21 protein-coding genes are annotated in these 25383 nt (G+C 66.8%); 10 read left to right on the top strand and 11 right to left on the bottom strand.

From position 1 onward, the window contains the following. Positions 1-152 precede the first annotated feature (152 nt). The 3 genes from purL to xerD form a co-directional block, all read right to left on the bottom strand. Positions 153-4202 carry a phosphoribosylformylglycinamidine synthase gene (gene purL, locus AC1PLS_RS17200; protein WP_481103891.1) on the bottom strand — a complete coding sequence of 1350 codons (4050 nt, stop codon included), beginning with the start codon at positions 4200-4202 and terminating at the stop codon, positions 153-155. Between the two features lie 388 nt (positions 4203-4590). Beyond that, the gene (locus AC1PLS_RS17205) at positions 4591-5394 is read right to left on the bottom strand and encodes a DsbC family protein (protein ID WP_481103892.1); all 804 of its coding nucleotides are present in this window, start codon (positions 5392-5394) and stop codon (positions 4591-4593) included. Between the two features lie 135 nt (positions 5395-5529). Beyond that, complete coding sequence (gene xerD, locus AC1PLS_RS17210) at positions 5530-6501, bottom strand: site-specific tyrosine recombinase XerD (protein WP_481103893.1); 972 nt, start codon at positions 6499-6501, stop codon at positions 5530-5532. A 187-nt stretch (positions 6502-6688) separates the two neighbouring features. Here xerD and AC1PLS_RS17215 point away from each other — a divergent pair, with 187 nt between their 5' ends. Then, positions 6689-7150, top strand: a complete 462-nt coding sequence (locus AC1PLS_RS17215) for an RDD family protein (protein WP_215825003.1) — start codon at positions 6689-6691, stop codon at positions 7148-7150. A gap of 130 nt (positions 7151-7280) precedes the next feature. Here the strand turns inward: AC1PLS_RS17215 and AC1PLS_RS17220 are convergent, their stop codons facing one another. Genes AC1PLS_RS17220 through lptF form a run of 3 tightly spaced genes read right to left on the bottom strand, consistent with a single transcriptional unit; the run spans position 7281 to position 9771 of the window. Further along, on the bottom strand, positions 7281-7580 hold the full coding sequence (locus AC1PLS_RS17220; protein WP_167709717.1) for a hypothetical protein: 300 nt from the start codon (positions 7578-7580) through the stop codon (positions 7281-7283). A gap of 5 nt (positions 7581-7585) precedes the next feature. After that, positions 7586-8692 carry an LPS export ABC transporter permease LptG gene (gene lptG, locus AC1PLS_RS17225; protein ID WP_024939127.1) on the bottom strand — a complete coding sequence of 369 codons (1107 nt, stop codon included), beginning with the start codon at positions 8690-8692 and terminating at the stop codon, positions 7586-7588. After that, a complete protein-coding gene (gene lptF / locus AC1PLS_RS17230; RefSeq protein ID WP_039814671.1) occupies positions 8689-9771 on the bottom strand; it encodes an LPS export ABC transporter permease LptF in 1083 nt (360 codons plus the stop codon). Before lptF ends, lptG begins: the two co-directional genes overlap by 4 nt. A 107-nt stretch (positions 9772-9878) precedes the next feature. On the opposite strand from lptF, the gene AC1PLS_RS17235 reads away from it, so the two are divergent. The 4 genes from AC1PLS_RS17235 (at position 9879) to AC1PLS_RS17250 (ending at position 15189) form a co-directional block, all read left to right on the top strand. Beyond that, a complete protein-coding gene (locus tag AC1PLS_RS17235; RefSeq protein ID WP_126966638.1) occupies positions 9879-11351 on the top strand; it encodes a leucyl aminopeptidase in 1473 nt (490 codons plus the stop codon). After that, the gene (locus AC1PLS_RS17240; RefSeq protein ID WP_024939130.1) at positions 11351-11722 is read left to right on the top strand and encodes a hypothetical protein; all 372 of its coding nucleotides are present in this window, start codon (positions 11351-11353) and stop codon (positions 11720-11722) included. The genes AC1PLS_RS17235 and AC1PLS_RS17240 overlap by 1 nt, the downstream gene beginning before the upstream one ends. Then, positions 11722-12147, top strand: coding sequence for a DNA polymerase III subunit chi (locus AC1PLS_RS17245; RefSeq protein ID WP_016902887.1), 426 nt, complete (start codon positions 11722-11724; stop codon positions 12145-12147). Before AC1PLS_RS17240 ends, AC1PLS_RS17245 begins: the two co-directional genes overlap by 1 nt. Before the next feature lie 207 nt (positions 12148-12354). Further along, the gene (locus tag AC1PLS_RS17250; RefSeq protein WP_184433459.1) at positions 12355-15189 is read left to right on the top strand and encodes a valine--tRNA ligase; all 2835 of its coding nucleotides are present in this window, start codon (positions 12355-12357) and stop codon (positions 15187-15189) included. An 85-nt stretch (positions 15190-15274) separates the two neighbouring features. On the opposite strand, the gene AC1PLS_RS17255 is transcribed toward AC1PLS_RS17250, so the two are convergent. The 4 genes from AC1PLS_RS17255 to pssA all read right to left on the bottom strand — a co-directional run bounded on the left by AC1PLS_RS17255 (position 15275) and on the right by pssA (position 18928). Continuing rightward, positions 15275-16408, bottom strand: coding sequence for a pectate lyase family protein (locus tag AC1PLS_RS17255; RefSeq protein WP_184433456.1), 1134 nt, complete (start codon positions 16406-16408; stop codon positions 15275-15277). A gap of 800 nt (positions 16409-17208) precedes the next feature. Then, positions 17209-17691 carry a ribosomal protein S18-alanine N-acetyltransferase gene (rimI, locus tag AC1PLS_RS17260; protein WP_024939133.1) on the bottom strand — a complete coding sequence of 161 codons (483 nt, stop codon included), beginning with the start codon at positions 17689-17691 and terminating at the stop codon, positions 17209-17211. Further along, positions 17688-18158 (bottom strand): alanine acetyltransferase, encoded by a 471-nt coding sequence (locus AC1PLS_RS17265; protein ID WP_046344356.1) that lies wholly within the window; start codon positions 18156-18158, stop codon positions 17688-17690. Before AC1PLS_RS17265 ends, rimI begins: the two co-directional genes overlap by 4 nt. Continuing rightward, entirely contained in the window at positions 18155-18928 is a 774-nt protein-coding gene (pssA, locus tag AC1PLS_RS17270; RefSeq protein ID WP_016902892.1) for a CDP-diacylglycerol--serine O-phosphatidyltransferase, read from the bottom strand. Before pssA ends, AC1PLS_RS17265 begins: the two co-directional genes overlap by 4 nt. A 120-nt stretch (positions 18929-19048) precedes the next feature. On the opposite strand from pssA, the gene AC1PLS_RS17275 reads away from it, so the two are divergent. From AC1PLS_RS17275 to AC1PLS_RS17285, 3 genes are all read left to right on the top strand, one after another. Further along, complete coding sequence (locus tag AC1PLS_RS17275; protein WP_024939135.1) at positions 19049-19450, top strand: DUF4124 domain-containing protein; 402 nt, start codon at positions 19049-19051, stop codon at positions 19448-19450. A gap of 114 nt (positions 19451-19564) precedes the next feature. Next, positions 19565-21259 (top strand): proline--tRNA ligase, encoded by a 1695-nt coding sequence (locus AC1PLS_RS17280; RefSeq protein ID WP_184433450.1) that lies wholly within the window; start codon positions 19565-19567, stop codon positions 21257-21259. A gap of 144 nt (positions 21260-21403) precedes the next feature. Continuing rightward, complete coding sequence (locus AC1PLS_RS17285) at positions 21404-21856, top strand: H-NS histone family protein (protein WP_024939137.1); 453 nt, start codon at positions 21404-21406, stop codon at positions 21854-21856. Between the two features lie 59 nt (positions 21857-21915). On the opposite strand, the gene AC1PLS_RS17290 is transcribed toward AC1PLS_RS17285, so the two are convergent. Then, positions 21916-23175 carry a threonine/serine exporter family protein gene (locus AC1PLS_RS17290; protein ID WP_024938335.1) on the bottom strand — a complete coding sequence of 420 codons (1260 nt, stop codon included), beginning with the start codon at positions 23173-23175 and terminating at the stop codon, positions 21916-21918. 49 nt (positions 23176-23224) lie between these two features. Between AC1PLS_RS17290 and AC1PLS_RS17295 the strand changes: the two genes are divergently transcribed. Further along, positions 23225-24454 carry an MlaE family ABC transporter permease gene (locus tag AC1PLS_RS17295; RefSeq protein ID WP_372358572.1) on the top strand — a complete coding sequence of 410 codons (1230 nt, stop codon included), beginning with the start codon at positions 23225-23227 and terminating at the stop codon, positions 24452-24454. A gap of 85 nt (positions 24455-24539) precedes the next feature. Next, positions 24540-25382: an ABC transporter ATP-binding protein gene (locus AC1PLS_RS17300; RefSeq protein WP_104544606.1), complete on the top strand. Its 843-nt coding sequence runs from the start codon at positions 24540-24542 to the stop codon at positions 25380-25382. The last annotated feature ends 1 nt before the right edge of the window (position 25383 follow it).

Genomic DNA, 25383 nt, shown 5'->3' on the forward strand with positions numbered 1-25383 from the left:
CTCGCGGCAACGGTCGAAGGACTCGATACCACCGCAGGCCGTCGCGCAGCTCCGACACCGGAAACGACAACGGCCGTGTGCATCGCTGCACACGGCCGTCCAATGACACGGTTGGTACGGCGCTTCAGCTCACGCCGCACACCCCTCCAACGTCAACCACACCAGACCCGCGCGTTGCGGAACATGCGCAGCCACGGCGAGTCCTCGCCCCAGTCGGCCGGGTGCCAGCTCAGGTTTGCCGTGCGCGGGGTGCGCTCCGGATGCGGCATCAGGATGGTGGCGCGGCCGTCGCTGCTGGTCAGGCCGGTGATGCCGTCCGGCGAGCCGTTCGGATTGAGCGGGTACTGCGATGCCACCGCGCCATCGCCATCGATGAAGCGCAGGGCCACACGGGCAGCCGCCTGATCCACCACGGTGTCGAACTCGGCGCGGCCTTCGCCATGCGCCACCGCCACCGGGATCCGCGAGCCGGCCATGCCGCGCAGGAAGATCGACGGCGACTCCACCACCTCCAGCAAGGCGGTGCGCGCTTCGAACTGCTCGCTGCGATTGCGCAAAAAGCGCGGCCAATGCTCGGCACCGGGAATGATGTCCTTGAGCTGGCTAAGCATCTGGCAGCCGTTGCATACACCCAATGCGAAGGTATCGCTGCGCGCAAAGAACGCGGCGAACGCATCGCGCAAGGCCGAGCGCTCCAGGATCGAAGTGGCCCAGCCGCGGCCGGCACCCAGCACGTCGCCGTAGCTGAAGCCGCCACAGGCGGCAAACCCGGAGAACTGCGCCAGATCCACGCGGCCTTCGATCAGGTCGCTCATGTGCACGTCGAACGCACGGAAACCGGCGCGTTCGAAGTTGTAGGCCATCTCGATCTGCCCGTTAACGCCCTGCTCGCGCAGGATCGCCACCTTGGGCCGCGCACCAGTCGCCACGAAGGGCGCGGCCACGTCTTCGGACGGGTCGAACACCAGCTTCGGACGCAACCCCGGCGCCTTGAAGTCGCGTGCCAGCGCGCGCTCTTCATCGGCGCTATCCGGGTTGTCGCGCAGTTTCTGCATGGCGTGCGTCACCGACCACCAAGCATCGAACAATTCTTCCCAACGCCACTCGGCCAGCACCCGGCCCTGCCCGCTCACGCGGATGCGCGGCGCGCCGGTGGGGCGTGCGATGCGCTGCGCGCACTCGGTCAGCGCATGCCGCTCGACCAGATCGGCGAACGCGGCGCGGTCCTCGCTGGCGATCTGCACCACCGCACCCAGTTCTTCGTTGAACAGGCTGCGGAACGCATCGTCGCCCCAGGCATCGAGGGTGATGTCCAGACCCTGCCGCGAGGCGAACGCCATCTCGCACAGCGCCGCAAACGCACCGCCATCGCTGCGGTCGTGATACGCCAGCAACAGGCCGCTCTCGCGCGCTGCGCGGATCAGTTCAAAGAAGCTGCGCAGCCGCTGCGCATCGTCCAGATCCGGCACCTCGCCGCCGAACGCCGGCAATGCCGCAGCGTCGGCATACACCTGCGCCAGCACCGAGCCGCCCAGGCGCTGCTTGCCGCCACCCAGCCCGATCAACCACAGCTCGCTCTCTTCGTCGCTACGCAACAACGGCGTCAACTGCGTGCGCACATCGCCGACCGGCGCGAATGCACTGATGATCAGCGAGACCGGTGAAACGCTCTTGTGGGCGATGGGATTGGAGATTGGGGATTGGGGATTCGCAACGGCGGAAGGCTGCGGCGTTTCGCCATTCCCGATTCCCGATTCCCGATTCCCGACAACCCACTGCGCCTGCATCGACAGCGAGTCCTTGCCCACCGGCACGCTCAGTTCCAGCGCCGGGCATAGCTCCATTCCGATCGCGCGCACGGCGTCGTACAGCAGCGCGTCCTCGCCGGCGTGACCGGCGGCGGCCATCCAGTTGGCCGACAGCTTGATGCTGTCCAGCGTCTGCACCGGCGCGGCGCACAGGTTGGTGATCGCCTCGCCCACCGCCATGCGCGCCGACGCAGCGGCGTTCAACAACGCCAGCGGGGTGCGCTCGCCGATCGACATCGCCTCGCCGGCAAAGGTGTCGAAGCCGGCCAGGGTGATCGCACAATCGGCCAGCGGCAGCTGCCACGGCCCGATCATCTGCTCGCGCGCGGTCAGGCCGCCCACGCTGCGGTCGCCGATGGTCACCAGAAAGCTCTTGGACGCCACCGTGGGATGCGCCAGCACGCGCAGGCCGGCCTGCTGCAGGTCCAGCGCGGCGGTCTGCAGCACCGGCCACTGCGGCGCCGGCGGATGCACCGCATCGCGATGCATCTTCGGTGCCTTGCCGAAGAGCACGTCCATCGGCAGGTCGATCGGGAGCGGGGATTGGGGATTGGGGATTGGGGATTGGTTGGAAGCAACGGCGGACCCGGCAACTGATGAATCGCTTTTGCGAATCTCCAATCCCGGCTCCCCAATCCCGTCCCCAAACACGCCATAGCCAACCACCAGCCGCTCCTCGGCCGTGGCCACGCCGACGGCGGCAAACGGGCAGCGTTCGCGCGCGCAGATGGCGGCGAATTCGTCCAGGCGTGCCTGCGGTACGCCCAGCACGTAGCGCTCCTGCGATTCGTTGCACCACAGTTCCAGCGGCGACAGTGAGGGGTCGTCGGTGAGCACGCGGCCCAGGTCGATGATGCCGCCCACGCCGGAGTCGTGCAGCAACTCGGGGATGGCGTTGGACAGGCCGCCCGCGCCCACATCGTGGAACCAGCGGATCGGGTTGTCGCTGCCCAGCGCCACGCAGCGGTCGATGACCTCCTGGCAGCGGCGCTCCATCTCCGGGTTTTCGCGCTGTACGCTGGCGAAATCCAGCGCCTCGGCACTGTCGCCGGCCGCCACCGAGCTGGCCGCACCACCGCCCAGGCCGATCAGCATCGCCGGGCCGCCCAGCACGATCACCGCATCGCCGGGCTGCAGGCGCAGCTTCTCGACCTGATTGCGATCGATCGCACCCAGGCCGCCGGCCAGCATGATCGGCTTGTCGTAGGCGCGGGTCAGGCCCTCGCCTTCGGCAAGCTCGAAACTGCGGAAATAGCCGAGCAGGTTCGGCCGGCCGAATTCGTTGTTGAACGCGGCGCCGCCGAGCGGGCCGTCGAGCATGATGTCCAGCGCCGGGGCCATGCGCGGGTTCAGCGCGCGCGGCGCCTCCCACGGCTGCGGCAGGGTCGGGATGCGCAGGTGCGACACCGTGAACCCGGTCAGCCCGGCCTTGGGCTTGCCGCCGCGGCCGGTGGCGCCTTCGTCGCGGATCTCGCCACCGGCACCGGTGGCAGCGCCGGGAAACGGCGCGATCGCGGTCGGGTGGTTATGCGTTTCGACCTTGATCGCAAACGCCGACGGCAGCACCGTCTCGGCACGGTACTCGCCACTGGCCGGATCCGGGCGATAGCGCGCGGCCGGCACGCCTTCCACCACCGCCGCGTTGTCGCTGTAGGCCGACAAGGTGTGCTGCGGGGTCTGCTGGTGGGTGTGCTTGATCATGCGGAACAGCGAGCGTTCCTGCGGCTTGCCGTCGATGGTCCAGCTGGCATTGAAGATCTTGTGCCGGCAGTGCTCGGAATTGGCCTGGGCGAACATCATCAGCTCGACGTCGGCCGGGTCGCGGCCCAGCTCGGCGAAGCGTTCGCGCAGGTAGTCGATCTCGTCCTGCGCCAGCGCCAGACCGAGGTCGCGGTTGGCCTGTTCCAGCGCCGCCAGCGGCACGCGCTGCAACTGTCCGCGATCGGGCACGTTGAACAGCGCCTCGGCGGCCGCGGCCGAGCCGAGCAGCGACTGCGTCATCGGGTCGTGCAGCAGCTTGGCCACGGCGGCCTGCATCGCTTCGTCGGCCGGCCAGCCGGCCAGATCGATGCGGGTGCCGCGCTCCACGCGCTGGATCGGCTGCCCGGCCCCGCGCACCAGTTCGGTGGCCTTGCTCGACCACGGCGACAAGGTGCCCAGACGCGGCACCACATAGCGCGAGGAGGCATCCTCGGCCCGCGGCGCGGGGGCGGCTTCGGCCTGCAGGATCCGCTGCAAGGTGGCCTGGTCGGGCGCTTGCCCGGCCTCGGCGCGGATGAAGTACACGTGCCAGGCGCCGGTGATGCGCAGCGCGGGAACGAGGGTTTGCAGGCGGGTTTCGAGCCGAGCGCGGCGGAACGGCGAAAGGGCGGAAGCGCCCTCGAGGACCATCATGTCCGGGGAACCGTGTCAGAAACGGGGCTGCAGATTGTAACGGAGCTGATGCGTCGGCGCCGGACCCGGCGTGGGTGGGCCGCCGATCCATGCAGTGATCATTCGCACAGCCCGGGCCGGATTCGGCGCGTGCCGGCCGATGCGGCAACGGCGAAGGCGGATGGCGATGCCAGCAGGGATTGTCGCGCCCAGCTGCCTTTGGGCCGGTCTCCGCGGTGGCAACGTCGGCAGCGCTAGCCACCACCGGTCCACCGCCGCTCTCACCGCATCAACCGTGCAGCCAGCACGACCCTGAAACGCAGGAGGCCGGAATGCATGCATTCCGGCCTCCTGATCGATCACACCGACCGCCGCAGCGGCCAGCATCCCGGCGCCGCTGCCGGATACCTCAGCGGCTGCCGCCGGCAGTGCTGACCGCGCGCTTTTCCAGCGCCTCACGCAGCTGCGCCGGCGGCAGATAGCCACCGAGCTGGGTGCCGTCCGGCGCAAAGATCGCCGGGGTGCCATTGACGCCCAGACGCTGGCCCAGCGTGTATTCCATGGACACCGGGTTCTTGCAGTCCTTGGCATTCACCGGCTGCCCGGACTTGGCCGCGGTCAGGGCCTGCTTGCGGTCGGCCGCGCACCACACTGCGATCATTTCCTTGTGGTCCTGGCTGCCCAGGCCCATGCGCGGAAACGCCAGATATTCCACCGCGATCCCCTGCTTGTTGAGTTCGCCGATCTCGCTGTGCAGCTTGCGGCAGTAGCCGCATTCCACGTCGGTGAACACCGTCACGGTGTACTTGGGGTTTGCCGGCGCGAACACGATGCGGTCGGCCTTGGGCACGGTCTCCAGCTGCTTGCGGCGGTAGGCCAGCAGACCCGGGCTGGCAGCGAACTGCTTGTTCTGGATGTCGAACGGCTGCGCCTGGATCAGGTAGCGGCCGTCGTCGCTGACGTACAGCACCTGCCCGCCGACCACCACTTCGCGGAAACCGGGAAACGGCGCGGCGCCGATGTAGTCCGGCTTGAAATCCGGATCCAGCGCCTTGAGCGCGACGCTCACACGCTGGTCCACATTGCCCGCAGCGGCGGGGGCGGCGGCGGCGGCTGGCTTGGCGCTGGCATTGCTTGCCGCAGGCTGCGAGGATTGCGCGCAGGCGGTAAGGCTGATTGCGCCCAGCAGCGCGGCGATGGCAAGACGATACATTCACGCATCCAGTGGAATGGGGTGCCTGGATTCTCGCACAGCGCAGATGAAGCCAGGCAGCGAGCGGGATGCTTTGTTTACCGGCCAAGCCGCTGAATGGGCCACGGCGGGCCGCCGCTGCGCCTGCGGCCGCAGTCAGCCGCGCGGATGATGGGAGGCGTGCAGCTTCTGCAGGTGCTGACGCGCCACCAGGGTGTAGATCTGCGTGGTGGACAGCGAGCTGTGACCGAGCAGCATCTGCAGCGCGCGCAGGTCCGCGCCGTGGTTGAGCAGATGGGTGGCAAAGCTGTGCCGCAGCCCGTGCGGGCTGACCGTGGCGGGGTCGATCCCGGCCACCGCCGCATAGCGTTTGACCAGCGCCCAGAACTGCTGGCGGCTGGGCGGCTGCCGTGCTGCATCGATGAACAACGGCACCTGCCCGTCCACTGCCGCCACCGCCTTGTGGCTGGCCAGCAGCGGGCGCGCCTGGCTCAGATACCGCTCCAGCCAGTGCTGGGACTCCTCGCCCAACGGGACCAGCCGCTCCTTGCTGCCCTTGCCGGTGACCCGCAGCACGCCCTGGCGCAGATTGACCCCCACCGCCGGCAGGTTGACCAGTTCGCTGACGCGCAGGCCGGCCGCATACATCAGCTCGAGCATTGCGCGGTCGCGCAGGCCCAGCGGCGTGTCGATCTCGGGCGCGGCCAACAGCGCCTCGATCTGCGTTTCGGTCAGCGCCTTGGGCAAGCTACGGGGCAACTTTGGTGGGTCGATCAGCGCCGTCGGGTCGTCGCTGCGTACCCCATCGCGCAGGCACAGCGCGTAGAACGCCCGCAGCGTCGACAATAGCCGCGCTGTGCTGCGTGGGGAGTAATTGGCCTGAGCGCGCCAGCGCAGATAGTCGAACAATGCCGCCCGATCGACACCCAGCAGGCCGCCGCCGGCACCGTCGCGCCAGCGCGCCAGTCCTTCCAGGTCGCGCCGGTAACTGTCCAGGGTCTGCCGTGCCACGCCCTGCTCGGCCCATAACCGGTCCAGGAAGCGTTCGATGGCGGCGGCATCGGCCGCCTGCACCGGGGGCAGGTGTTGCGCCAGTTGGCGACGTTCGGCGGGACTGCTGGCTGACATCGCAACAGCATAGAGCGTGACATGCGATTTGCGGCGCGCCGTGTTGGCCAGGCGCGAGATTGGCGGTGCGGCTTGCCTCGACGGGCCACCCACCACATCGCTCCTGCCTCGACGCACCGGCCCGGCCCGGCGCGGGATTGCCGCAGCGCGACGTTGCCCGATCGCCTGCGCCGGCTATGCTCGCGGCATGACCTCGCCCCCTTCACCGCGCAGCGCGCGACCGCCCGCCCTGGTGGTCTGGCGCCTGCTGGCCCTGTGCTACGACGCCTGGCCGGTCCTGGCGCTATGGATGCTGATCTCCGCCGCGTTCACGCTGGGCTTCACGCTTGCCGGGCACCCGGCCCGCGAAAACATCGCCCCCTTCAGCGGCTGGCAATGGCTGTTGTGGCTGTGCTGCTGGATCGCCGCCGGGGTGTACGCCACCGTCAGCTGGCGACGGGGTGGCCAGACCCTGGGCATGCGCCCGTGGCGGCTGTCGCTGGTCGGCCCGCAAGCCACCTGGCGCGCGCTCTGGATCCGCTATGCCGTCGGCACGCTGTCGCTGACCTTGGCTGGCGCAGGATTCTGGTGGGCCTGGCTGGATCGCGACCGCCTGGCCTGGCACGACCGCGCCAGTGGTACCCGGCTGCAGCGCACGCCCAAGCGCTGAAACGACCAGACCGCCCTCTTGCCGATCTCGACGGCAGGCGACAACGGAGTGCGGCCGTCATGCGAAGCACCCACCAGGCAACTGCTCGCGTGCAGGCAGTTAACTGCGGCGAACCGAGACGGGTGTGGACTCAATGCCCGCGTGCCGAGGGGCGCTCAATCAGCCACTGCACGGCATAGCCAACCAGATACAGCGCCACCAGAAATGGCGGAACCAATAGCAGATAGCTGTGCACCCAGGGCATATCGGTCAACCAGGCGTCAGCACCCATGGCATCAAGCACAGTCAGCTGTGGTGTCAGCGGCAACTGCAGCAATACAAAATGGCCCTTGGGGTCGCCACCAGCGTCGCTGGCCGCCCACACGCATAGAGCAGTTCCAGCGACGTATAGCAGACAGAGCACGGTTCCGAACACGCTGAACCGACGCATCGGCGTCAGCTACTGCGCCGTCGGAACAGCCATGCCGACACGCCCAGCATCACCATCGGCGGCAGCGCGTAGGCGATGCGGTAATCCAGCTTGAGTGCGCCGGCCATGCGGCCGAAGAACAGCTGCAGCAGCCAGAACCCCAGCGCGAACAGGATGCCCAGGAACAGCCGCTTGCCCAGGCCGCCGCTACGCAGCGAACCGAACGAGAACGGAATTGCCGCCAGGCACAGCGCCAGGACGTTGAGCGGATAGAACCAGCGGCTCCAGTACTGGTCTTCGTAGTCGCGCGCGTCCAGGCCGTTGCGGCGGCGATACTCGATGCTCTGTTCCAGATCACGCGCGGACAGGTTGCGCGGCTTGGCCAGCCCGGCCGCCAGCGCCGCCGGGCTGAGCTGGGATTGCCACGGCAGCTCGGGGAAGGTTTCGCGCTGCACCGAGCGCTCCTGGAAGGTGTCGCGGCGCACCTGGCGCAGCGTCCAGGTCCCATTGCGGTTCTCGGCCAGTGCCGCATAGGTCAGCTGCTGCATGCGGCCGCTGGCATCGAGGTGGTACAGCCGCACATCGTGCAGGTCCAGCGCGGTGCCGCCGCCATCGAGCAGCTTTTCTTCGCCGCTGAGCGCATTGAGGAAGGTGTCGCCCTCACGCGCCCACAGGCCGGAATAGCGCGAGCCGGCCATGTTGCTGTTGTAGCGGGCGCTGGTCTTGAGGGTATCGGCCTGGTTCTGTGCCCACGGCCCCACCGTCTCGCCACTGATCACCATGGTGGCGGTCAGCAGCGCCATGGCCGCCACCACCGAGGCCGACATACGCTTGCGCGACACGCCCAGCGCGCGCAGCGCGGTGAGCTCGGACGTTGCCGCCAGCTGGCCCAGGCCCATCAAGGCGCCGATCACCGCCGCGGTGGGAAACAAGGTGTAGGCCCGGCGCGGCACGGTATAGGCCACGTAGGCCACCGCATGGCCAAAGCTGTAACTGCCCTGGCCGATGCTTTTGGCCTCGCTGGCAAAGGCGTTGACCAGGTCCAGGCCCAGCAGCACCGCCCATGTCAGCAACACGGTGAACAACACCGCGCGCCCGATGTACCAGTCATGCACCCGCGGCATCAGCCTCATGCGCGCACCCTCGGCCGACGCACGCGGCCATCGCGCGCATACGCCCAGATCGCCACTGCCAGCAGCGGCAGGGTCAGCCACCACAGACCGAGCGCGGCCGGCGTCTTGCCATTGGCGATCCACTGGGTGCCGACGATCATCAGATTGGTGCCCACCATGTACGCCAGGAAAGCCAGCATGATCCGGCCATACCGCTGCTGCCGCGGCGCGCTGCGCGACAGCGGCAGGGTCAGCAGCGCGAAGGCCAGCGCCAGCAGCGGCGGCGCCAGGCGCTCATGCAGCTGCGCGCGCGCGGCCGGGCGCTGGTCCGACAGCAGCTGCGTGGTCCACATCACTTCCGGATCGTTGGCATCGTGCACCTGGGTCCGGTCGGGCAAGGCCACATCGTTGCTGGCGAACTTCATCAGGCGGTAGTCCAGGGTATTGCCGGCGGCCGGGCCTTCGATGCGGTAACCGTCCTCCAGGCGCAGATAACGGTCGGCCTTGCCTTCGAAGAACATCGCGCCGCGGTCGGCGGTGACCACATCGATGCGGTCGTCCTTCTGGCGCTGCATGAAGACCTTGCCCAGGCCCTTGCCGTCGGCCGAGATCGTGGTCAGGTACACCACGCCGCCACCGGACAGCGGGGTGAACTTGCCCGACTCCAGGCCGGCCATCACGATGCTGCGGTTGGCGTCTTCCAGCATGGTCTCGGCGGTGCGGCTGGCCCAGGGGCCCAGCCACAGCGAGCACAGCCCGATCACCACCACCACCGGCACCACCAGCATCAGCATCGGCCGCAGCAGGCGCCGCGGGCCCACACCGATGGCGGTGATGACGGCCATTTCTGAATCGCGGTACAGCCGCGCCAGTGCCAATAACAGCCCCAGCATCAGCGCCAGCGGCAGGATGATCGGCAGATACGCAACGAATTGCAGGCCCACCTGAGACAGCAGCAAGCGAGCAGGGATGCGGCCGTCGGCGATATTGCCGAGGATATCCACCAGCACACCGCCGACGCTGACGACCAGCAGCACGATCAAGGTGGCCAGGAAGCTCTGGGTGAAATCGCTAAGCAGGTATCGATCGAGCTTCGGCATGGGGTGGGCTTGTTTTAAACTCTCGGATTCGTTCGCGGCGGCGCCAGCCTAGTCCGGTTGGCGTAAACAGCCCGCGATTGTACGGATTTGCCTACGGAATCTGATCAATGGCCCTGCAATTCACCCTGAACCAAGACGCGCCGGCAAGCGCCGCCGTCGACTGCATCGTGGTTGGCGTGTTCGCCGACAAGACCCTGTCGCCCGCTGCCCAGGCACTCGATAGCGCCAGCCAGGGCCGTCTGACGGCCCTGGTGGCACGCGGCGATGTGGCTGCCAAGACCGGCAGCACCAGCCTGCTGTACGACCTGCCCGGCGTCGCCGCCCCGCGCGTGCTGGTGGTCGGCCTGGGCGAAGCCGGCAAGTTCGGCGTGGCGCCGTACCTCAAGGCGGTGGGCGATGCGACCCGCGCGCTGAAGACCGGCCCGGTCGGCACCGCCCTGCTCACCCTGACCGAATTGCCGGTCAAGGCGCGCGACAGCGCCTGGAACATCCGCCAGGCCATCATCGTCAGCGACCACGCCGCTTACCGTTACACCGCCACGCTGGGCAAGAAGAAGGTCGACGAGACCGGCCTGACCACGCTGGCGATCGCCGGCGACGACGCCCGCGCACTGGCCGTGGGCGTGGCCACCGCCGAGGGCGTGGAGTTCGCCCGCGAGCTGGGCAACCTGCCGCCGAATTACTGCACCCCGGCCTATCTGGCCGAGACCGCCGCCGCGTTCGCCGGCAAGTTCCCCGGCGCCGAGGCCGAGATCCTGGACGAGACGCAGATGGAGTCGCTCGGCATGGGCTCGCTGCTGTCGGTGGCGCGTGGCTCGGCCAACCGCCCGCGGCTGATCGTGCTGAAGTGGAACGGCGGCGGCGACGCGCGTCCGTACGTGCTGGTCGGCAAGGGCATCACCTTCGACACCGGCGGCGTCAACCTCAAGACGCAGGGCGGCATCGAGGAAATGAAGTACGACATGTGCGGCGGCGCCAACGTCATCGGCACCTTCGTGGCCACCGTCAAGGCCGAGCTGCCGATCAACCTGGTGGTGGTGGTGCCGGCGGTGGAGAACGCCATCGACGGCAATGCCTACCGCCCCTCCGACGTGATCACCAGCATGTCCGGCAAGACCATCGAGGTCGGCAACACCGACGCCGAAGGCCGCCTGATCCTGTGCGATGCGCTGACCTACGCCGAGCGCTTCAACCCGGAAGCATTGGTGGACGTGGCCACGCTGACCGGCGCCTGCATGGTGGCGCTGGGCCACCAGACCGCCGGCCTGATGAGCAAGCACGACGACCTGGCCAACGAACTGCTGGCCGCCGGCGAGCACGTGTTCGACCGCGCCTGGCGCCTGCCGCTGTGGGACGAGTACCAGGGCCTGCTGGATTCCACCTTCGCCGACGTCTACAACATCGGCGGCCGCTGGGGCGGCGCGATCACCGCCGGCTGCTTCCTGTCGCGCTTCACCGAGAACCAGCGCTGGGCGCATCTGGACATCGCCGGCGTCGCCAGCGACGAAGGCAAGCGCGGCATGGCCACCGGCCGCCCGGTGGGGCTGCTGACCCAGTGGTTGCTGGACCGCGCGGCCTGATGTCGCCACGCGCTGCACTGGCGCTGATTGCCGGCTTCTCCGTTGTGAACGGAGCAGCCAGCGCGGTGCCGGGCTGGACCAACCCCGGCATCGACCTGCTCTGGATCGTCATGCAGATTGTGCTGTTGTTTGTCTGGCTGGCGGCCGACAGCCGCCGGCTCGGCTACCGCCGGCCGGCCTGGATGAATATCGGCATCGTGGCGTTCGCCGTGCTGTTCCTGCCGGTGTATCTGTACCGTTCGCGCCCGCCGGGGCGCCGCCTGCGTGCATTCGGCGGCCTGCTGTTGGCCGTGCTCGGCTTTGCTGCCCTGTTCGTGGCCGCCGGCATGGCCACCGAATTCTTGCTCTCCTCCCGCTTTGTGACCGCCTGATGCCCCGTGCCGACTTCTACCTGATCGCCAAACCGCGCTTCCTCAACGAACCGCTGCGGCTGGTCTGCGAGCTGGCGCGCAAGGCCAACGACGCCAACCTGTCCACGCTGATCCTGGCGCGCGACGCCGCGCAGGCCGAGGCACTGGACGACCTGCTGTGGGCGTTCGACGACGAGGCCTACATCCCGCACCAGATTGCCGGCACCGACGAGGAAGACGAACTGGCGCCGGTGCTGATCGCCGCGCCGGAGTTCGATGCCCCCTCGCGCCCGCTGGTGATCAACCTGCGCGACGACCCCTACCTGGGCGCCTGCGACCGCGTACTGGAAGTCGTCCCGGCCGACCCCGCCGCCCGCGAACCGCTGCGCGAGCGCTGGAAGCAGTACAAGGCCCTGGGCCTGGAACTGACCAAATACGACATGTGAGTGGGCGGGGATTGGGGAGTCGGGATTGGGGATTGGTAAAAGCAACTCTTTTGCGCATCCCAGGGCTGCATCCAATGACGAATCCCCAATAGCCGATCTTCGCTCCACCGCACCACCGCTGATGTTGATGAGTGGATTGCCAGTGCTTCTCGCCGGCCCCATGACGCAACCAATCCCGAATCCCGAACAACGAATCGCCGCCCCTCTATGACCACCCTCGCCTCCAGCTACGAACCCTCTTCCTTCGAATCGCGCCTGTACGCGCAGTGGGAGGCGGCCGGTTATTTCGTGCCGTCCGGCAAGGGTGAGCCGTATACCGTGCTGCTGCCGCCGCCGAATGTGACCGGGACGCTGCACATGGGCCATGCGTTCCAGCAGACACTGATGGACGCGTTGGTGCGTTATCACCGCATGCGCGGCTTCGATACGCTGTGGCAGGTGGGCACCGACCACGCCGGCATCGCCACCGAGATGGTGGTGTCGCGCAACCTGGCCCTGGAAGGCAACGGCGAAACACGCGACTCGCTGGGGCGCGAGGGCTTCATCGCCAAGGTGTGGGAATGGAAGGCCGAGTCCGGCGACACCATCGAGCGCCAGATGCGCCGGCTGGGCACCTCCAGCGACTGGTCGCGCAGCACCTTCACCATGGACCCGCAGCCGTCGGCCGCGGTCAACGAAGCCTTCGTGCGCTGGTACGAGCAGGGCCTGATCTATCGCGGCCAGCGCCTGGTCAACTGGGACCCGGTGCTGAAGACCGCGATCTCCGACCTGGAAGTGGAAAACGTCGAAGAAGACGGCTTCCTGTGGTCGATCCGCTACCCGTTGGCCGACGGCGTGACCTACGAGCACGTCGAACACGATACCGACGGCGTCGAGACGCTGCGCGAAACCCGCGATTACCTGGTGGTCGCCACCACGCGCCCGGAAACCATGCTGGGCGATACCGCAGTGATGGTGCATCCGGAAGATCCGCGCTACGCCACGCTGCACAGCGCCCGCATCGTGCTGCCGCTGACCGGCCGGCAGGTGCCAGTGATCACCGACAATTATGTCGACCGCGCCTTCGGCACCGGCGTGGTCAAGGTCACGCCTGCGCATGACTTCAACGATTACCAGGTGGGCGTGCGACATGACCTGCCGCTGATCAATCTGTTCACCGTCACCGCCACCATCAACGAGAATGCGCCGGAGCGTTATCGCGGCCTGGATCGTTATGACGCACGCAAGCTGGTGCTGTCGGAACTGGAAGACCTGGGCGTATTGGTCGAAACCAAGCCACACAAGCTGCAGGTGCCGCGCGGCGATCGCACCGGCCAGGTGATCGAGCCCTATCTGACCGACCAGTGGTTCGTGAAGATGGACGCTCTGGCCAGGCGCGGCCTGGAGCTGGTCGAAAGCGGCCAGGTCAAGTTCGTGCCGCCGAACTGGATCAACACCTATCGCCACTGGATGGAGAACATCCAGGACTGGTGCATCAGCCGTCAGCTGTGGTGGGGCCATCGCATCCCGGCGTGGTTCGACGAGGCAGGCAAGTGCTATGTCGGCCACGACGAAGCCGAGGTGCGCGCGAAACACGGCCTGGGTGCCGACGTCGCGCTGCACCAGGACAGTGACGTGCTGGAAACCTGGTTCTCCTCGCAACTGTGGCCATTCTCCACGCTGGGCTGGCCGGATGCGAACGCGATGGCCGAGCGCGGCTTCGAGCGCTACCTGCCGTCGTCGGTGCTGGTCACCGGCTTCGACATCATCTTCTTCTGGGTGGCGCGCATGATCATGGCCACCGACAGCTTCACCGGCCAGGTGCCGTTCCGCGATGTCTACATCACCGGCCTGATCCGCGATGCGCAGGGCCAGAAGATGTCCAAGTCCAAGGGCAACGTGCTCGATCCGCTGGACATCATCGACGGCATCAGCATCGAAGACCTGGTGGCCAAGCGCACCAACGGGCTGATGCAGCCGCGCATGGCCGAGAAGATCGAAAAGGCCACGCGCAAGGAATTCCCGGACGGCATCATCGCCCACGGTGCAGACGCGCTGCGCTTCACCATCGCCGCACTCGCCACGCACGGCCGCGACATCAAGTTCGATCTCGGCCGCGCCGAAGGCTACAAGAATTTCTGCAACAAGCTGTGGAATGCCACGCGCTTTGTGTTGATGAATACCGAGGGCGCGCGCTTTGCCGGCGTGCCGCAGCCGCGCACCGAAGCCGAGCAATGGATTCTGGCGCGCCTGGACAAGGTCACTGCCGAAACCCACGCGCACTACGCCAACTACCGCTTCGATCTGCTCGCGCAATCGCTGTACGAGTTCGCCTGGAATGCGTTCTGCGACTGGTTCGTCGAACTGGCCAAGCCCGCGCTCAATGGCCAGGACAGCGAAGCTGCCGCCAGCACGCGGCACACCCTGCTCTACGTGCTCGAAGCGTTATTGCGCCTGCTGCACCCGCTTACCCCATTCGTCACCGAAGAACTGTGGCAGCAGGTCGCACCGCGCCTGGGCATCACCGCCGCCACGATCTCGTTGCAGGCATTCCCGCAGGCAGGCGATATCGATACCGCCAGCTACGCCGGCGCAGAGGCCGATGTCGAATGGCTGAAGTCGATGGTGTCGGCCCTGCGTCGTGTGCGCAGCGAGTTGAACGTACCGCCGTCCAAACAGGTACGCCTGCTGCTGCAGGCCGGCACTGCCGACGATCGCACCCGTATTGGCCGCTTTGCCTCGCAGCTGTCGTTCCTGCTCAAGCTCGAAGCGATCGACTGGCTGGAGGCCGGCCAGGACACCCCGCCGTCGGCCACGGCCATCGTCGGTGAGCTGACCCTGCTGGTGCCGCTGGAAGGCCTGGTCGACATGGATGCCGAACGCACGCGCCTGGACAAGGAAATCAAGCGCGTGGAAGCCGAGATCGGCAAGTGCAATGGCAAGCTGGGCAACGCCACCTTCGTGCAGAACGCACCGGCCGTGGTGGTCGAACAGGAGCGTGCACGCCTGAACGACTGGACCACGCAGCTGACCGGCCTGCGCGAGCAACGGGCCAAGATCTAACGCCGCCAAAACGCACAACGCCCGCAGTGTTGCGGGCGTTGCGGAAACAGATGCAACGCTGCATGCGTTGCATGTGGCAGACGCCTTACAGCTTGCCTGCGCCGGCTTTTGCCTTGACGTCCGCAGCGACCTTGTCGGCCGACAGCAGGCTATAGGTGTACGGCGGGGTCCAACCGATGTTGCTATTCCACGAGCAGGTCAGTGCCTTGCCGTTGAGCAGCGAGCCCTGGTCGCGGTACACGCTGCCGCCGTAATCGGCCGCAATCTTGTCGCAGCTGCTCACCCCACTGATGTCGAACACGTTGCGCTCGGAGAAGATCTTGGACTCCTTGCCCACGCCGTGCGCGTGCGAGAACGGGTAGATCTTATTGCTGGTGCTGCCGACGTGGTAGTTGTTGTACAGGTGCACCTGGCCGAAGCGCACCCGCGGCGCGCGTGCGGAAATGTTCTCGAACAAGGTGTTGTGGATGGTCACCTTGAGCTTGCCGCTGTCGGTGCTGGAGGCGCTGTCGCTGGAGCCGATCAGGTCGTTCTTCTCGTGCGACTTGAACGCCGAGTAGGAAATGGTGACGAAGTTGGCGCCCTTCTTGACGTCCATCGCACCGTCGTGATGCTGCTTGGGGCGCCCGTTGGCGGTGCCGTTCTGATCGTCGGTGCGGCGACCGTCGGTGAAGGTGACATGGTCCACCCACACATTGGTCGCACCCTCGACCGTGAGGCCGTCGTACTCGGAATTCCAGTTGCCGGCACTGCCGTCATCCGGGTCCCAGACCGGCTCCGGATCCCATGGATTTTCGATGGTGATGTTGCGGATGATGACGTCGTTGGCCTTGACGTAGAAATAGCCCTCGCGAATTTCCGCGTTGCTGGTGATGCCGATCAGCGTGGTCTTGGTCGGGATGTCCAGCCGCGCGCGACTCTTCATATCCGAGGTCTTGGTGTACGGCTTGCCCTCGCTGACATCGATGATGCCGCTGATCTTGATGATGCGCCCGTTGCTGCCCACGCTGGCTTTCAGCGCGCTCTTCAGCTCGGCGGCAGTCTTGACCGTGTAGATGTTGGCAGCGGCCGCCTTGGAGCCGCCCTTGGTCCCCCCGTTCTGGGTTGCCCAACCAGTGGTTGCAACTTCCAGTGCAGGATCGGCGCAGGCAACGCCAACGACCAGCAACGACCCGACAAACAGCGACGCGGCGGCCGCCGTTGAAAATTTCGGCTTCATCTTGATGTCTCCCTCGAATGGGTTCGATGCGCCGCGCGGCGGCACACCCCTCGTCTAGCAGGCGCGGAACATACTTTTCATCTCTGTAATGTTCAGTTCCGCGACGCCGATACTAGGAGCATCGCAATGGCTTGTATCTAGCCGATGCATCGATGTGCACGCGCAGTCACGCAAACGGTTGCGGGACACGCAAGAGAAGACAAAACGCTGTAATCAAGACACGTGGAGACAATCGCGAGGACACTGCAGTGCAGCATGATCTGCAGCGCAGTACAGACGGGCGCGGGTCCAGCACGGTGTGCCACCACGCTCACAGACCTGCATGTTTTTTTGACGCGCACAGCGGCCGCAATGCGCTCTAGCGCCTTCGAGCGGCATCTCGCATGCGAGGACGCAACTGGTCACGTCACCGAAAAGAGAAAATACAAGATGGCGAAAGAATCACCATGATGTGTGCGAGCACGTCATGCCAGATGGCGGCGCGCGAGCGGCCGACGCACGCGGTGCGTCAGGAACGATGTGCGCCTTGCTGCGATCGATTGCAGTGACGCGCAAGGGCGTTGCTCACGGCATCGGCGATTGCCTGTTTACCCGATCGTCTGCTGTAACGACGAAGCCGCAGCTGCCGTGAGACAGCGCAGTACCGGCGCAATTGTTCGCCCGCGACGCAAGCGCCGGGCGGAATATCTGCGGGTCGTCAGGCCCCTGACCAAGGCAAACGCGCGGCGCCTGTCAGGTGAGTGGCTGACAGTGCCAGCCGGACGTGCGCGAACGCTCCCATCAGCAACCGCCGATGCCGCTCAGGAAAACCCTTCGAAGGACAACTCAATCGCCATCACCAACGCATCTTCGCGGCCGGTGTTGGAGGGGTAGTAGCGTGGGCGCCGCCCGATTTCATTGAAGCCTTCGGAGTGATACAGCGCAATCGCCGACGGGTTGGACGGGCGCACTTCCAGAAACGCCCGCCGCGCGCCGCGATCGCAGGCGCCCTTGATCAGCGCGCGCAACAGCACCCGGCCATGCCCCTGGGATTGCGCCTCCGGTGCGATGCAGACATTGAGCACGTGCGCTTCGTCGGCGGCGATGCTGATCACCCCGTAGCCAATGACCTGCCCGCCCTGCTCCATCACCCAGCCCGGATAGCCGGCCTGCAGGCAGTCGCGAAAGATGCTGCGCGTCCACGGAAACGGATAGGCGCGGTGTTCGATCTCCATCACCACATCCAGATCGCTCTCGCGCATGGCGCGTAGCGAGGTGGGCAGCGGCACGTTCAACGCGCTCATGCCGGATCCCGACGCCGCCGCAGCGCACGCAGTTGCGGCCACAGCGCGCGCTTGGCCGCCGGATTGCCACGCAACTCGGCCAGCGGCCAGGACGCCATCAAGGCCTGGGTATTCGGATCGCCTGGATTGCAGCCGGAGGCGCGCAGCAATGCCATCTGCAGGCGATCGGGCATGCCGACCCGGCTGCGCCGCTGCGGCGCTGCCGATGGCGCAGTCGTGACCGCAGACGGCGCGTCGGCCGGCGCAGCGGGTGCGCTGCGCCGGACCACAGGCGGTGCCGCGGGTGGCGGCATCGATGGCGCGCGCTCCACGCGTGACGGTGCAGCCGCCGCCGGCGCATGCTCGCTCGTCTCGTCAGGTGCCGCCGCGTCCACGGCGTCGCGGTCCAGATACACGGTGTGCCCCAACGCCTGCAGATACGACACCTGCAGATCGGACCACATCGGCTCGGAGGCCAATTGACTCATGGCAACTCGGGCGTGCGCCGCCAGCGCCGCCACAGCCACATCACCGGGCCGGACAGCGCATACAGCACGCCGATCACCAGCAGCGAACGGGCCAGATCGATCACCAGCAACGCGATCACCACCGTGGCGATCGCCAGCGCCAGGAACGGCACACGGTCGGCGCGCGGACCACGCGCGCCGCCCTTGAAACTCCAGAACCGGATCCGGCTGACCATCAGCAAGGCCGCCACCACGGTGACCGCCAGCGCCAGGTAACGCAGCTGCTCGCCGTCGAAGCCCAGGCTATCGTCGGCAAAGGCCCAGACGAAGGACATCATCAGGCCGGCGGCCGCCGGGCTGGCCAGGCCGATGAACCAGCGCTTGTCGACCACGCCGACCTGCGTGTTGAAGCGCGCCAGCCGCAGCGCCGCGCAGGCCGCATACAGAAAGGCGGCCGACCAGCCGACCCGACCCATCACGTTGCTGTCGTACTTCAATGCCGACAGCGACCAGTGGTACATCACCAACGCCGGGGCCATGCCGAAGCTGACCAGGTCGGCCAGCGAGTCGTACTGCACGCCGAATTCGCTGCTGGTATTGGTCAGGCGCGCGACCCGGCCGTCCAGCCCGTCCATCACCGCGGCCACGAACACCGCCATGGCGGCCTGGACGAATTGCCCATTGGCGGCGGCGATGATGGCGTAGAAACCGGAAAACAGCCCGGCGGTGGTGAACAGGTTCGGCAGCAGGTAAATCGTGCGCGAGCGCGGGGGCGGTCTCATCTCATCCATCCGGCAAGTGTAGGGCCTGAGGTCCGTCCGGCGGTAGCGCGCCTGTGCGCCTGCAGCGTCACTTGCCAGCGCGGGCCGCGGATGCTGCAATCGCCGCGGGAATCATCCAGGGGAAGCCACATGCACCTGTCGTCCGGGCTATGCGCCCTGCTGATGCTGGCCAGCGCCGCCGCCGGCGCGACCGATCTGTATAAATGGAAGGACGCCAAGGGCGTCACCCACTACACCGAAACTCCGCCACCGGCCGGCCAGCGCTACGAAGCGCGCCGGATCGATGCGCGCAGCGGCACCGCTGCCATCGCCGCGCCGGAAACCACCACGCCCGAATCGGCCGACTGCCTGACCGCACGCCGCAACCTGGAACTGCTCAGCGGCAAGGGCGAGGTCACCATGGGCGCCGGCGCCGACGGCAAGCCCGGCACCCCGCTGGACCCGGACGCACGCGCGGCGCAGCGCAATCTCGCCGAGGCGGCGGCCAAGGCCTATTGCAAGCCGGCAGCGAGCGGCAATCCGGCCACCTGAGCCGGCCCGGGGCCGGCCACATACCGGTCCCGGCATCCGGCCGATCGGCCGGTGCCCCTGACCGGCAGGGCGCGAGACTGGCAAACTATGGGCTTTCCGCCCAAGCGAAGCCCGATGCGTCTTTCCCAGTTCCACCTGCACACCACCAAGGAAACCCCGGCCGACGCCGAGCTGGTCAGCCACCGTCTGATGCTGCGCGCGGGCATGATCCGCAAGCTGGCCTCCGGGCTGTACACCTGGTCGCCACTGGGTCTGCGCGTGCTGCGCAAGGTCGAGGCCATCGTGCGCGAGGAAATGAACCGCGCCGGGGCGGTGGAAGTGCTGTTCCCCACCATCCAGCCGCGCGAGCTGTGGGACGCCACCGGCCGTTGGGAGAAGTTCGGCGGGCAGTTGCTCAAGATCAAGGATCGCAAGGAGCAGGAGTTCTGCTACAGCCCGACCGCCGAAGAGGCCGCGGCCGAATTCGCGCGCCAGGAGATCAACAGCTACAAGCAGCTGCCGATGAACTTCTACCAGATCCAGACCAAGTTCCGCGATGAGATCCGCCCGCGCTTCGGGGTGATGCGCGCGCGCGAATTCCTGATGAAGGATGCCTATTCCTTCCATCTCACCGATGCCGACATGGCGCGCGAATACGACAACATGCGCGCGGCCTATACCCGCATCTTTACCCGGTTGGGGCTGGAATTCCGCGCCGTGCAGGCCGACTCCGGCGCCATCGGCGGCGACGCCTCGCAGGAATTCCACGTCATCGCCGCCTCCGGCGAGGACTCGCTGGCGTTCTCCACCGGCTCCGATTACGCCGCCAACGTGGAAACCGCCAGCGCCGCCCTGCCCGCCCCGCGCGCTGCGGCTGGCGAGGCAATGCACCAGGTCGCAACGCCCACCCAGAAGACCTGCGAAGACGTCGCCCAGTTGCTGGGCATCGCGCTGCAGCGCACGGTCAAGTCGGTGGCGGTGATGACCGAAGCCGGCTTCGTGCTGGTGCTGGTGCGCGGCGATCATGCCGTCAACGAGATCAAGCTTGGCAAGGTCGCCGGCCTGGCCGGCTACCGCCTGGCCAACGAAACCGAAATCCGCGACCACCTCGGCTGCGAGCCGGGCTTCCTGGGTCCGGTCAATACCGCCCGCCCGGTGCGCGTGGTGGCAGATCGCGATGTCGCGGCGCTGGCCGATTTCGTGGTCGGCGCCAATGTGCCCGGCGCGCACTTGGTGGGCGTCAACTGGGGCCGCGACCTGCCGGAACCGGAAACCGTTGCCGATGTGCGCAACGTCATCGACGGCGAACGTGCGGCCGACGGCGGCGAGCTGCGGCTGGCCCGCGGCATCGAGGTGGGGCATGTGTTCCAGCTCGGCAGCCAGTATGCGCAGGCATTGCAGGCCACCGTCATCGACGAGAACGGCAAGCCCGCAGTGATGAAGATGGGCTGCTACGGCATCGGCATATCGCGCATCGTGGCCGCGGCGATCGAGCAGAACCATGACGATGCCGGCATCGTCTGGCCCGCGCCGATGGCACCGTGGCAGGTGGTGGTCTGCATCATCAACCCCAAGCAGGATGCGCAGGTGATTGCCGCCGCTCAGGCATTGCTGGACGAATTGCTTGACGCAGGCATTGAAGCGGCGCTGGACGATCGCGGCCTGCGCCCGGGTGCGATGTTTGCCGATATGGAACTGCTGGGCATTCCGCATCGGGTGGTGGTCTCCGAACGCGGATTGGCCGCCGGTACCTTTGAATATCGTGCCCGTACTGCGGAAGCAGCAGAAAACCTGGATAAGGCCGGATTATTCTCCCGCCTGGGTCGTTGATCAAATCACCCGAAACTACTTCGATTAGATGAACACAATGCGCCGGAGTATTTCGGCGCATTTGTCACCCGGGTTTTCTGACATTATGATGGCCAGCGCTGCCACGGACCGGCATTCTTTTCTCTCTCATCTTCCGGAGTAGTGATGTCGATCGATCTTAGCGGCCTGTCGGCCAAGCAATTGGGTGCCCTGATCAAAAACGCGAAAAAGCAGCAGACCGTGGTTGCCAAGCGCGCCCCGATTGCCAAGGTCCGCACGCAGCTGACCCGCGCGGCAAAAGCCCAGGGTTATTCCATCGAAGAATTGTTTGGCGCCAGCGCCGGTGCGGGCCGTTCGGCTGCCGCTGCCAAGCCGGGTCCGCGCGCCGGCCGCAAGCTGGGCAAGGTTGCGCCGAAATATCGCAACCCCGCCAATCCCCAGGAAGCCTGGACCGGCCGCGGCAAGCAGCCGCGCTGGCTGGCCGAACTGACCGCCGCCGGCAAGAAGGTCGAAGACTTTCTGATCAGCAAGGTCAGCGCCAAGAAGACCCCGGCCAAGAAGGCCGCGCCGCGCAAAGCCGCCACCAAGCGCGTGACCAAGAAGCCCAAGGCGGCTTGATTGTTACCAATAAAAAACGCCGGCAGTGCCGGCGTTTTTTATTGCGCGTTTTCTGCCGGTCATAAATTCTTGCGGGCCGGAATCAACAGATTGCCGAACAGCAATCCGGCCATCAAGGCCATCACGATATTGGTCACCGCCAATAGCGCGGCCTGCCCCACACTGACATCCTGTTGCTGTATCAGGGTCAGAAAGCCGCGCAGGCTGACACTGCCCGGAACCAGCATGATGATGCCGGGCAAACGGATCAATGCCCCGGGTTTTTGTATCACCCGCCCGAACAGATTACCGGCGGCGGTCAATGCCATGGCCGATGCAAAGACACCGGCCGGACCGCCCCAGGCGTGCCCGGCATAACGCGCGATGACATACCCGGACATGGCCGCCGCCATGATCCATAAATAATCACGTCGATTGGCCTTGAACAACACCGCAAACGCATAAGCGGCCACCAGCAGCGAGGCCCATTCCACCCAGCCGGCCTGCGGGCGCAATGCGGCCACCTGCGGATGCAGGCCGAGCACCTGGGTCAGCGTCACCGCGATCACTGCACCGACGGTGAGCTTGAGCACCGTGGTCACCGCACCGGCCAGCCGCGCCGTGCCCGAGACCCAGTGCTGGCTGGCCAGCTCGTTGAAGGCATTGGTCAACGACATGCCGGGCAGCAGCACCACCAGCGAGGCGATGATCACCGTGTTGAGGTTCAGTGGCCCGACCAGCGACGCCACCACGGCGGCCACCACCCCGGCCAGCAGGCCGGCCAGCGCCTCGCCGGCTTCCTTGGTCGCCGGCCGCCTGTCGGTGTATTGGGTCAGCAGGCCGATCGACATGCCGATCGCGCCGGCGGTGGCGATGTCCAGCCAGGGCAGTTTCCACAGCCCTGCCACGCCGGCGGCGGCCAGCCCGAATGCCAGCACCTGCATGGTCTTGCCGCGCCGATCGACCTCGCGGTCCAGCCGCCGCAGCGCGGTGTGGCCCTGCGCGATGCTCATGCGCCCGTTGGCCACGCCGTCGGCCACGTAATCGGCCACGCTGAGCTTGTAAAGGTCGTTCTCGCCCGGAGCCAGCCGGATCACCCGGGTGATGTCGCTGGAGCCGATGGCCTTGGTCGGGTCGCTGAAGCTCAAAATGATCCCGGTGGGATTGGACCAGGGCTCGCAGTCCAAGCCCAGCTTGTGCGACAGCCCGACCACGGCGGCCTCCAGGCGCTGCGCCGTGGTGCCGTAGGAATGCAGGCGTCCGGCGATTTCCGAAACAAAGGCGACGCGCTGGGCATAGGTGGCGCTGGCGGACGGTTGGACGACGGTGGCAGCGGACATGCGTGGCGGGTCGGATCGGAGAAACGCCGTCTGGCGAGACCGTCAGTGTATGCCGCAGCGCACCTGGCCGGCGCGCCGATTGTCTGTGCCGGGACCGCAGCGGCGAAGCGTCCCCATCATTCGCTCACGCCGGGCGCGGTATGCTGGCGCCACGGACAGGCCACCCATGATCAAAGCGCAACCTCCACGCATCGAACAAGACTCGCAGGATCACGCACAGGTCCGCCTTGCTGGCAGTTGGGTCCTGGCGACCGCGTTGCCCCAGGCCGAGCTGCTGCAGGCCGTGCCCGAAGGGATCCGGCGCATCGACGCGCGCGGCATCGGGCAACTGGACTCGGCCGGGGTGCTGCAGCTGCTGCGCTTCGCCAGCCGCATGGGCCTGAAGGAAGACGCGATCGACTTCCGCGATGAGCACCAGGCGCTGGTGTGCACCATCGAGGAACTCAACGACGAACGCCCCAAGCCCAAACGCGACTACGGCTTCGTCGCCGCGCTGGACCGTCTGGGCCGCACCACCCACGGCGTCGGCCAGGGCATTCTGGAGCTGAACAGCTTTCTGGGCGAGAACCTGGTCAAGATCGCGCGGCTGATCCACGAGCCGCGGCGCTTCCGCCTGACCTCCACCGTGCACCACATGGAGCAGGTCGGCCTGGATGCGGTGCCGCTGGTGGTGCTGCTGTCGTATCTGGTCGGCGCGGTGATCGCATTCCTGGGCTCGACCATCCTGCGCGACTTCGGCGCGGAGATTTACGTGGTGGAGCTGGTGTCGATCGCCTTCCTGCGCGAATTCGCGGTGCTGCTGACCGCCATCGTGCTGGCCGGGCGCACCGCCAGTGCGTTTACCGCGCAGATCGGTGCGATGAAATCGCGCGAGGAAGTGGACGCGATCCGCACCCTGGGCCTGGACCCGATCGACCTGCTGGTGATTCCGCGCCTGCTTGCGCTGATCTTCACCCTGCCGCTGCTGACCTTCATCGCGATGATCGCCGGCCTGGCCGGTGGCGTCACCGTGGGCGCATTCGATCTGGATATCCCGCCGCAGATGTACCTGGCGCGCATGCACGACACCATCCAGCTGCGGCATTTCCTGGTCGGCCTATCCAAGGCGCCGCTGTTTGCGCTGGTGATCGGCCTGATCGGCTGCCTGGAAGGCCTGAAGGTCAGCGGCACCGCGCAGTCGGTTGGCGAACGCACCACCTCCTCGGTGGTGCAGACGATTTCCTTGGTCATCATCCTCGACGCGGTCGCCGCGCTGTGGTTCATGAAGATGGGGTGGTGATGAGGCTGGGATTCGACATTCGGGATTCGGGATTCGTGCAAGGCACAAGCGCAGCTGGCGCCCTGACACTCGGGAGAACTGTGCTGTGACCAATCCCGAATCCCAAATCCCCAATCCCGGCACAGAGACCGACGCCGACGACGACCAGCTGGCGATTTCGGTGCGCGGGCTGACCAATCGCTTCGGCAGCCAGGTCGTGCACGAGGAGCTGGATCTGGACGTGCGGCGCGGCGAGATCCTGGGCGTGGTCGGCGGCTCGGGCACCGGCAAGTCGGTGCTGATGCGCAGCATCCTGGGCCTGCGCGAGCCCGACGCCGGCAGCATCCAGGTGTTGGGTGCGGACGCACGCTCGGGCCGTTTCGCCGACCGCCAGCACATCACCCGCAATACCGGGGTGCTGTTTCAGGACGGCGCGCTGTTCTCGTCGATGACCGTCGGCGAAAACGTGCAGGTCCCGCTGAAGGAACATCACGGCGAGTTTCCCGAGCGCTGGTATTTCGAGCTGGCGCTGCTGAAGATCAAGCTGGCCGGCCTGCCGGCCGATGCGCTGGACAAGCTGCCCTCGCAATTGTCCGGCGGCATGCGCAAGCGCGCCGGCCTGGCGCGGGCGCTGGCGCTGGATCCGCCGCTGCTGTTTCTGGACGAGCCCACCGCCGGGCTGGACCCGATCGGCGCGGCCGCCTTCGACCGGTTGATCCGCACCCTGCAACAGGCGCTGGGCCTGACCGTGTTCCTGATCACGCATGACCTGGATACGCTGTACGCCATCTGCGACCGCATCGCGGTGCTGGCCGATCGCAAGGTGATCGCCAACGCGCCGCTGGCCGAAGTCGAGCAGATCGACCACCCCTGGATCCAGGAATATTTCCACGGTCCGCGCGCCCGCGCCGCGCGCGCGGCCAAGACCGACTCCACCGAGACCGCCTGAG

The sequence above is a fragment of the Xanthomonas sp. NCPPB 3218 genome, from assembly GCF_056725185.1.

Bases quoted from the DNA above. Each gene is read 5' to 3' on its own strand.
- purL (WP_481103891.1), bottom strand. From the start codon at position 4,202: ATGATGGTCCTCGAGGGCGCTTCCGCCCTTTCGCCGTTCCGCCGCGCT.
- AC1PLS_RS17205 (WP_481103892.1), bottom strand. From the start codon at position 5,394: ATGTATCGTCTTGCCATCGCCGCGCTGCTGGGCGCAATCAGCCTTACC.
- xerD (WP_481103893.1), bottom strand. From the start codon at position 6,501: ATGTCAGCCAGCAGTCCCGCCGAACGTCGCCAACTGGCGCAACACCTG.
- AC1PLS_RS17215 (WP_215825003.1), top strand. From the start codon at position 6,689: ATGACCTCGCCCCCTTCACCGCGCAGCGCGCGACCGCCCGCCCTGGTG.
- AC1PLS_RS17220 (WP_167709717.1), bottom strand. From the start codon at position 7,580: ATGCGTCGGTTCAGCGTGTTCGGAACCGTGCTCTGTCTGCTATACGTC.
- lptG (WP_024939127.1), bottom strand. From the start codon at position 8,692: ATGAGGCTGATGCCGCGGGTGCATGACTGGTACATCGGGCGCGCGGTG.
- lptF (WP_039814671.1), bottom strand. From the start codon at position 9,771: ATGCCGAAGCTCGATCGATACCTGCTTAGCGATTTCACCCAGAGCTTC.
- AC1PLS_RS17235 (WP_126966638.1), top strand. From the start codon at position 9,879: ATGGCCCTGCAATTCACCCTGAACCAAGACGCGCCGGCAAGCGCCGCC.
- AC1PLS_RS17240 (WP_024939130.1), top strand. From the start codon at position 11,351: ATGTCGCCACGCGCTGCACTGGCGCTGATTGCCGGCTTCTCCGTTGTG.
- AC1PLS_RS17245 (WP_016902887.1), top strand. From the start codon at position 11,722: ATGCCCCGTGCCGACTTCTACCTGATCGCCAAACCGCGCTTCCTCAAC.
- AC1PLS_RS17250 (WP_184433459.1), top strand. From the start codon at position 12,355: ATGACCACCCTCGCCTCCAGCTACGAACCCTCTTCCTTCGAATCGCGC.
- AC1PLS_RS17255 (WP_184433456.1), bottom strand. From the start codon at position 16,408: ATGAAGCCGAAATTTTCAACGGCGGCCGCCGCGTCGCTGTTTGTCGGG.
- rimI (WP_024939133.1), bottom strand. From the start codon at position 17,691: ATGAGCGCGTTGAACGTGCCGCTGCCCACCTCGCTACGCGCCATGCGC.
- AC1PLS_RS17265 (WP_046344356.1), bottom strand. From the start codon at position 18,158: ATGAGTCAATTGGCCTCCGAGCCGATGTGGTCCGATCTGCAGGTGTCG.
- pssA (WP_016902892.1), bottom strand. From the start codon at position 18,928: ATGGATGAGATGAGACCGCCCCCGCGCTCGCGCACGATTTACCTGCTG.
- AC1PLS_RS17275 (WP_024939135.1), top strand. From the start codon at position 19,049: ATGCACCTGTCGTCCGGGCTATGCGCCCTGCTGATGCTGGCCAGCGCC.
- AC1PLS_RS17280 (WP_184433450.1), top strand. From the start codon at position 19,565: ATGCGTCTTTCCCAGTTCCACCTGCACACCACCAAGGAAACCCCGGCC.
- AC1PLS_RS17285 (WP_024939137.1), top strand. From the start codon at position 21,404: ATGTCGATCGATCTTAGCGGCCTGTCGGCCAAGCAATTGGGTGCCCTG.
- AC1PLS_RS17290 (WP_024938335.1), bottom strand. From the start codon at position 23,175: ATGTCCGCTGCCACCGTCGTCCAACCGTCCGCCAGCGCCACCTATGCC.
- AC1PLS_RS17295 (WP_372358572.1), top strand. From the start codon at position 23,225: ATGCCGCAGCGCACCTGGCCGGCGCGCCGATTGTCTGTGCCGGGACCG.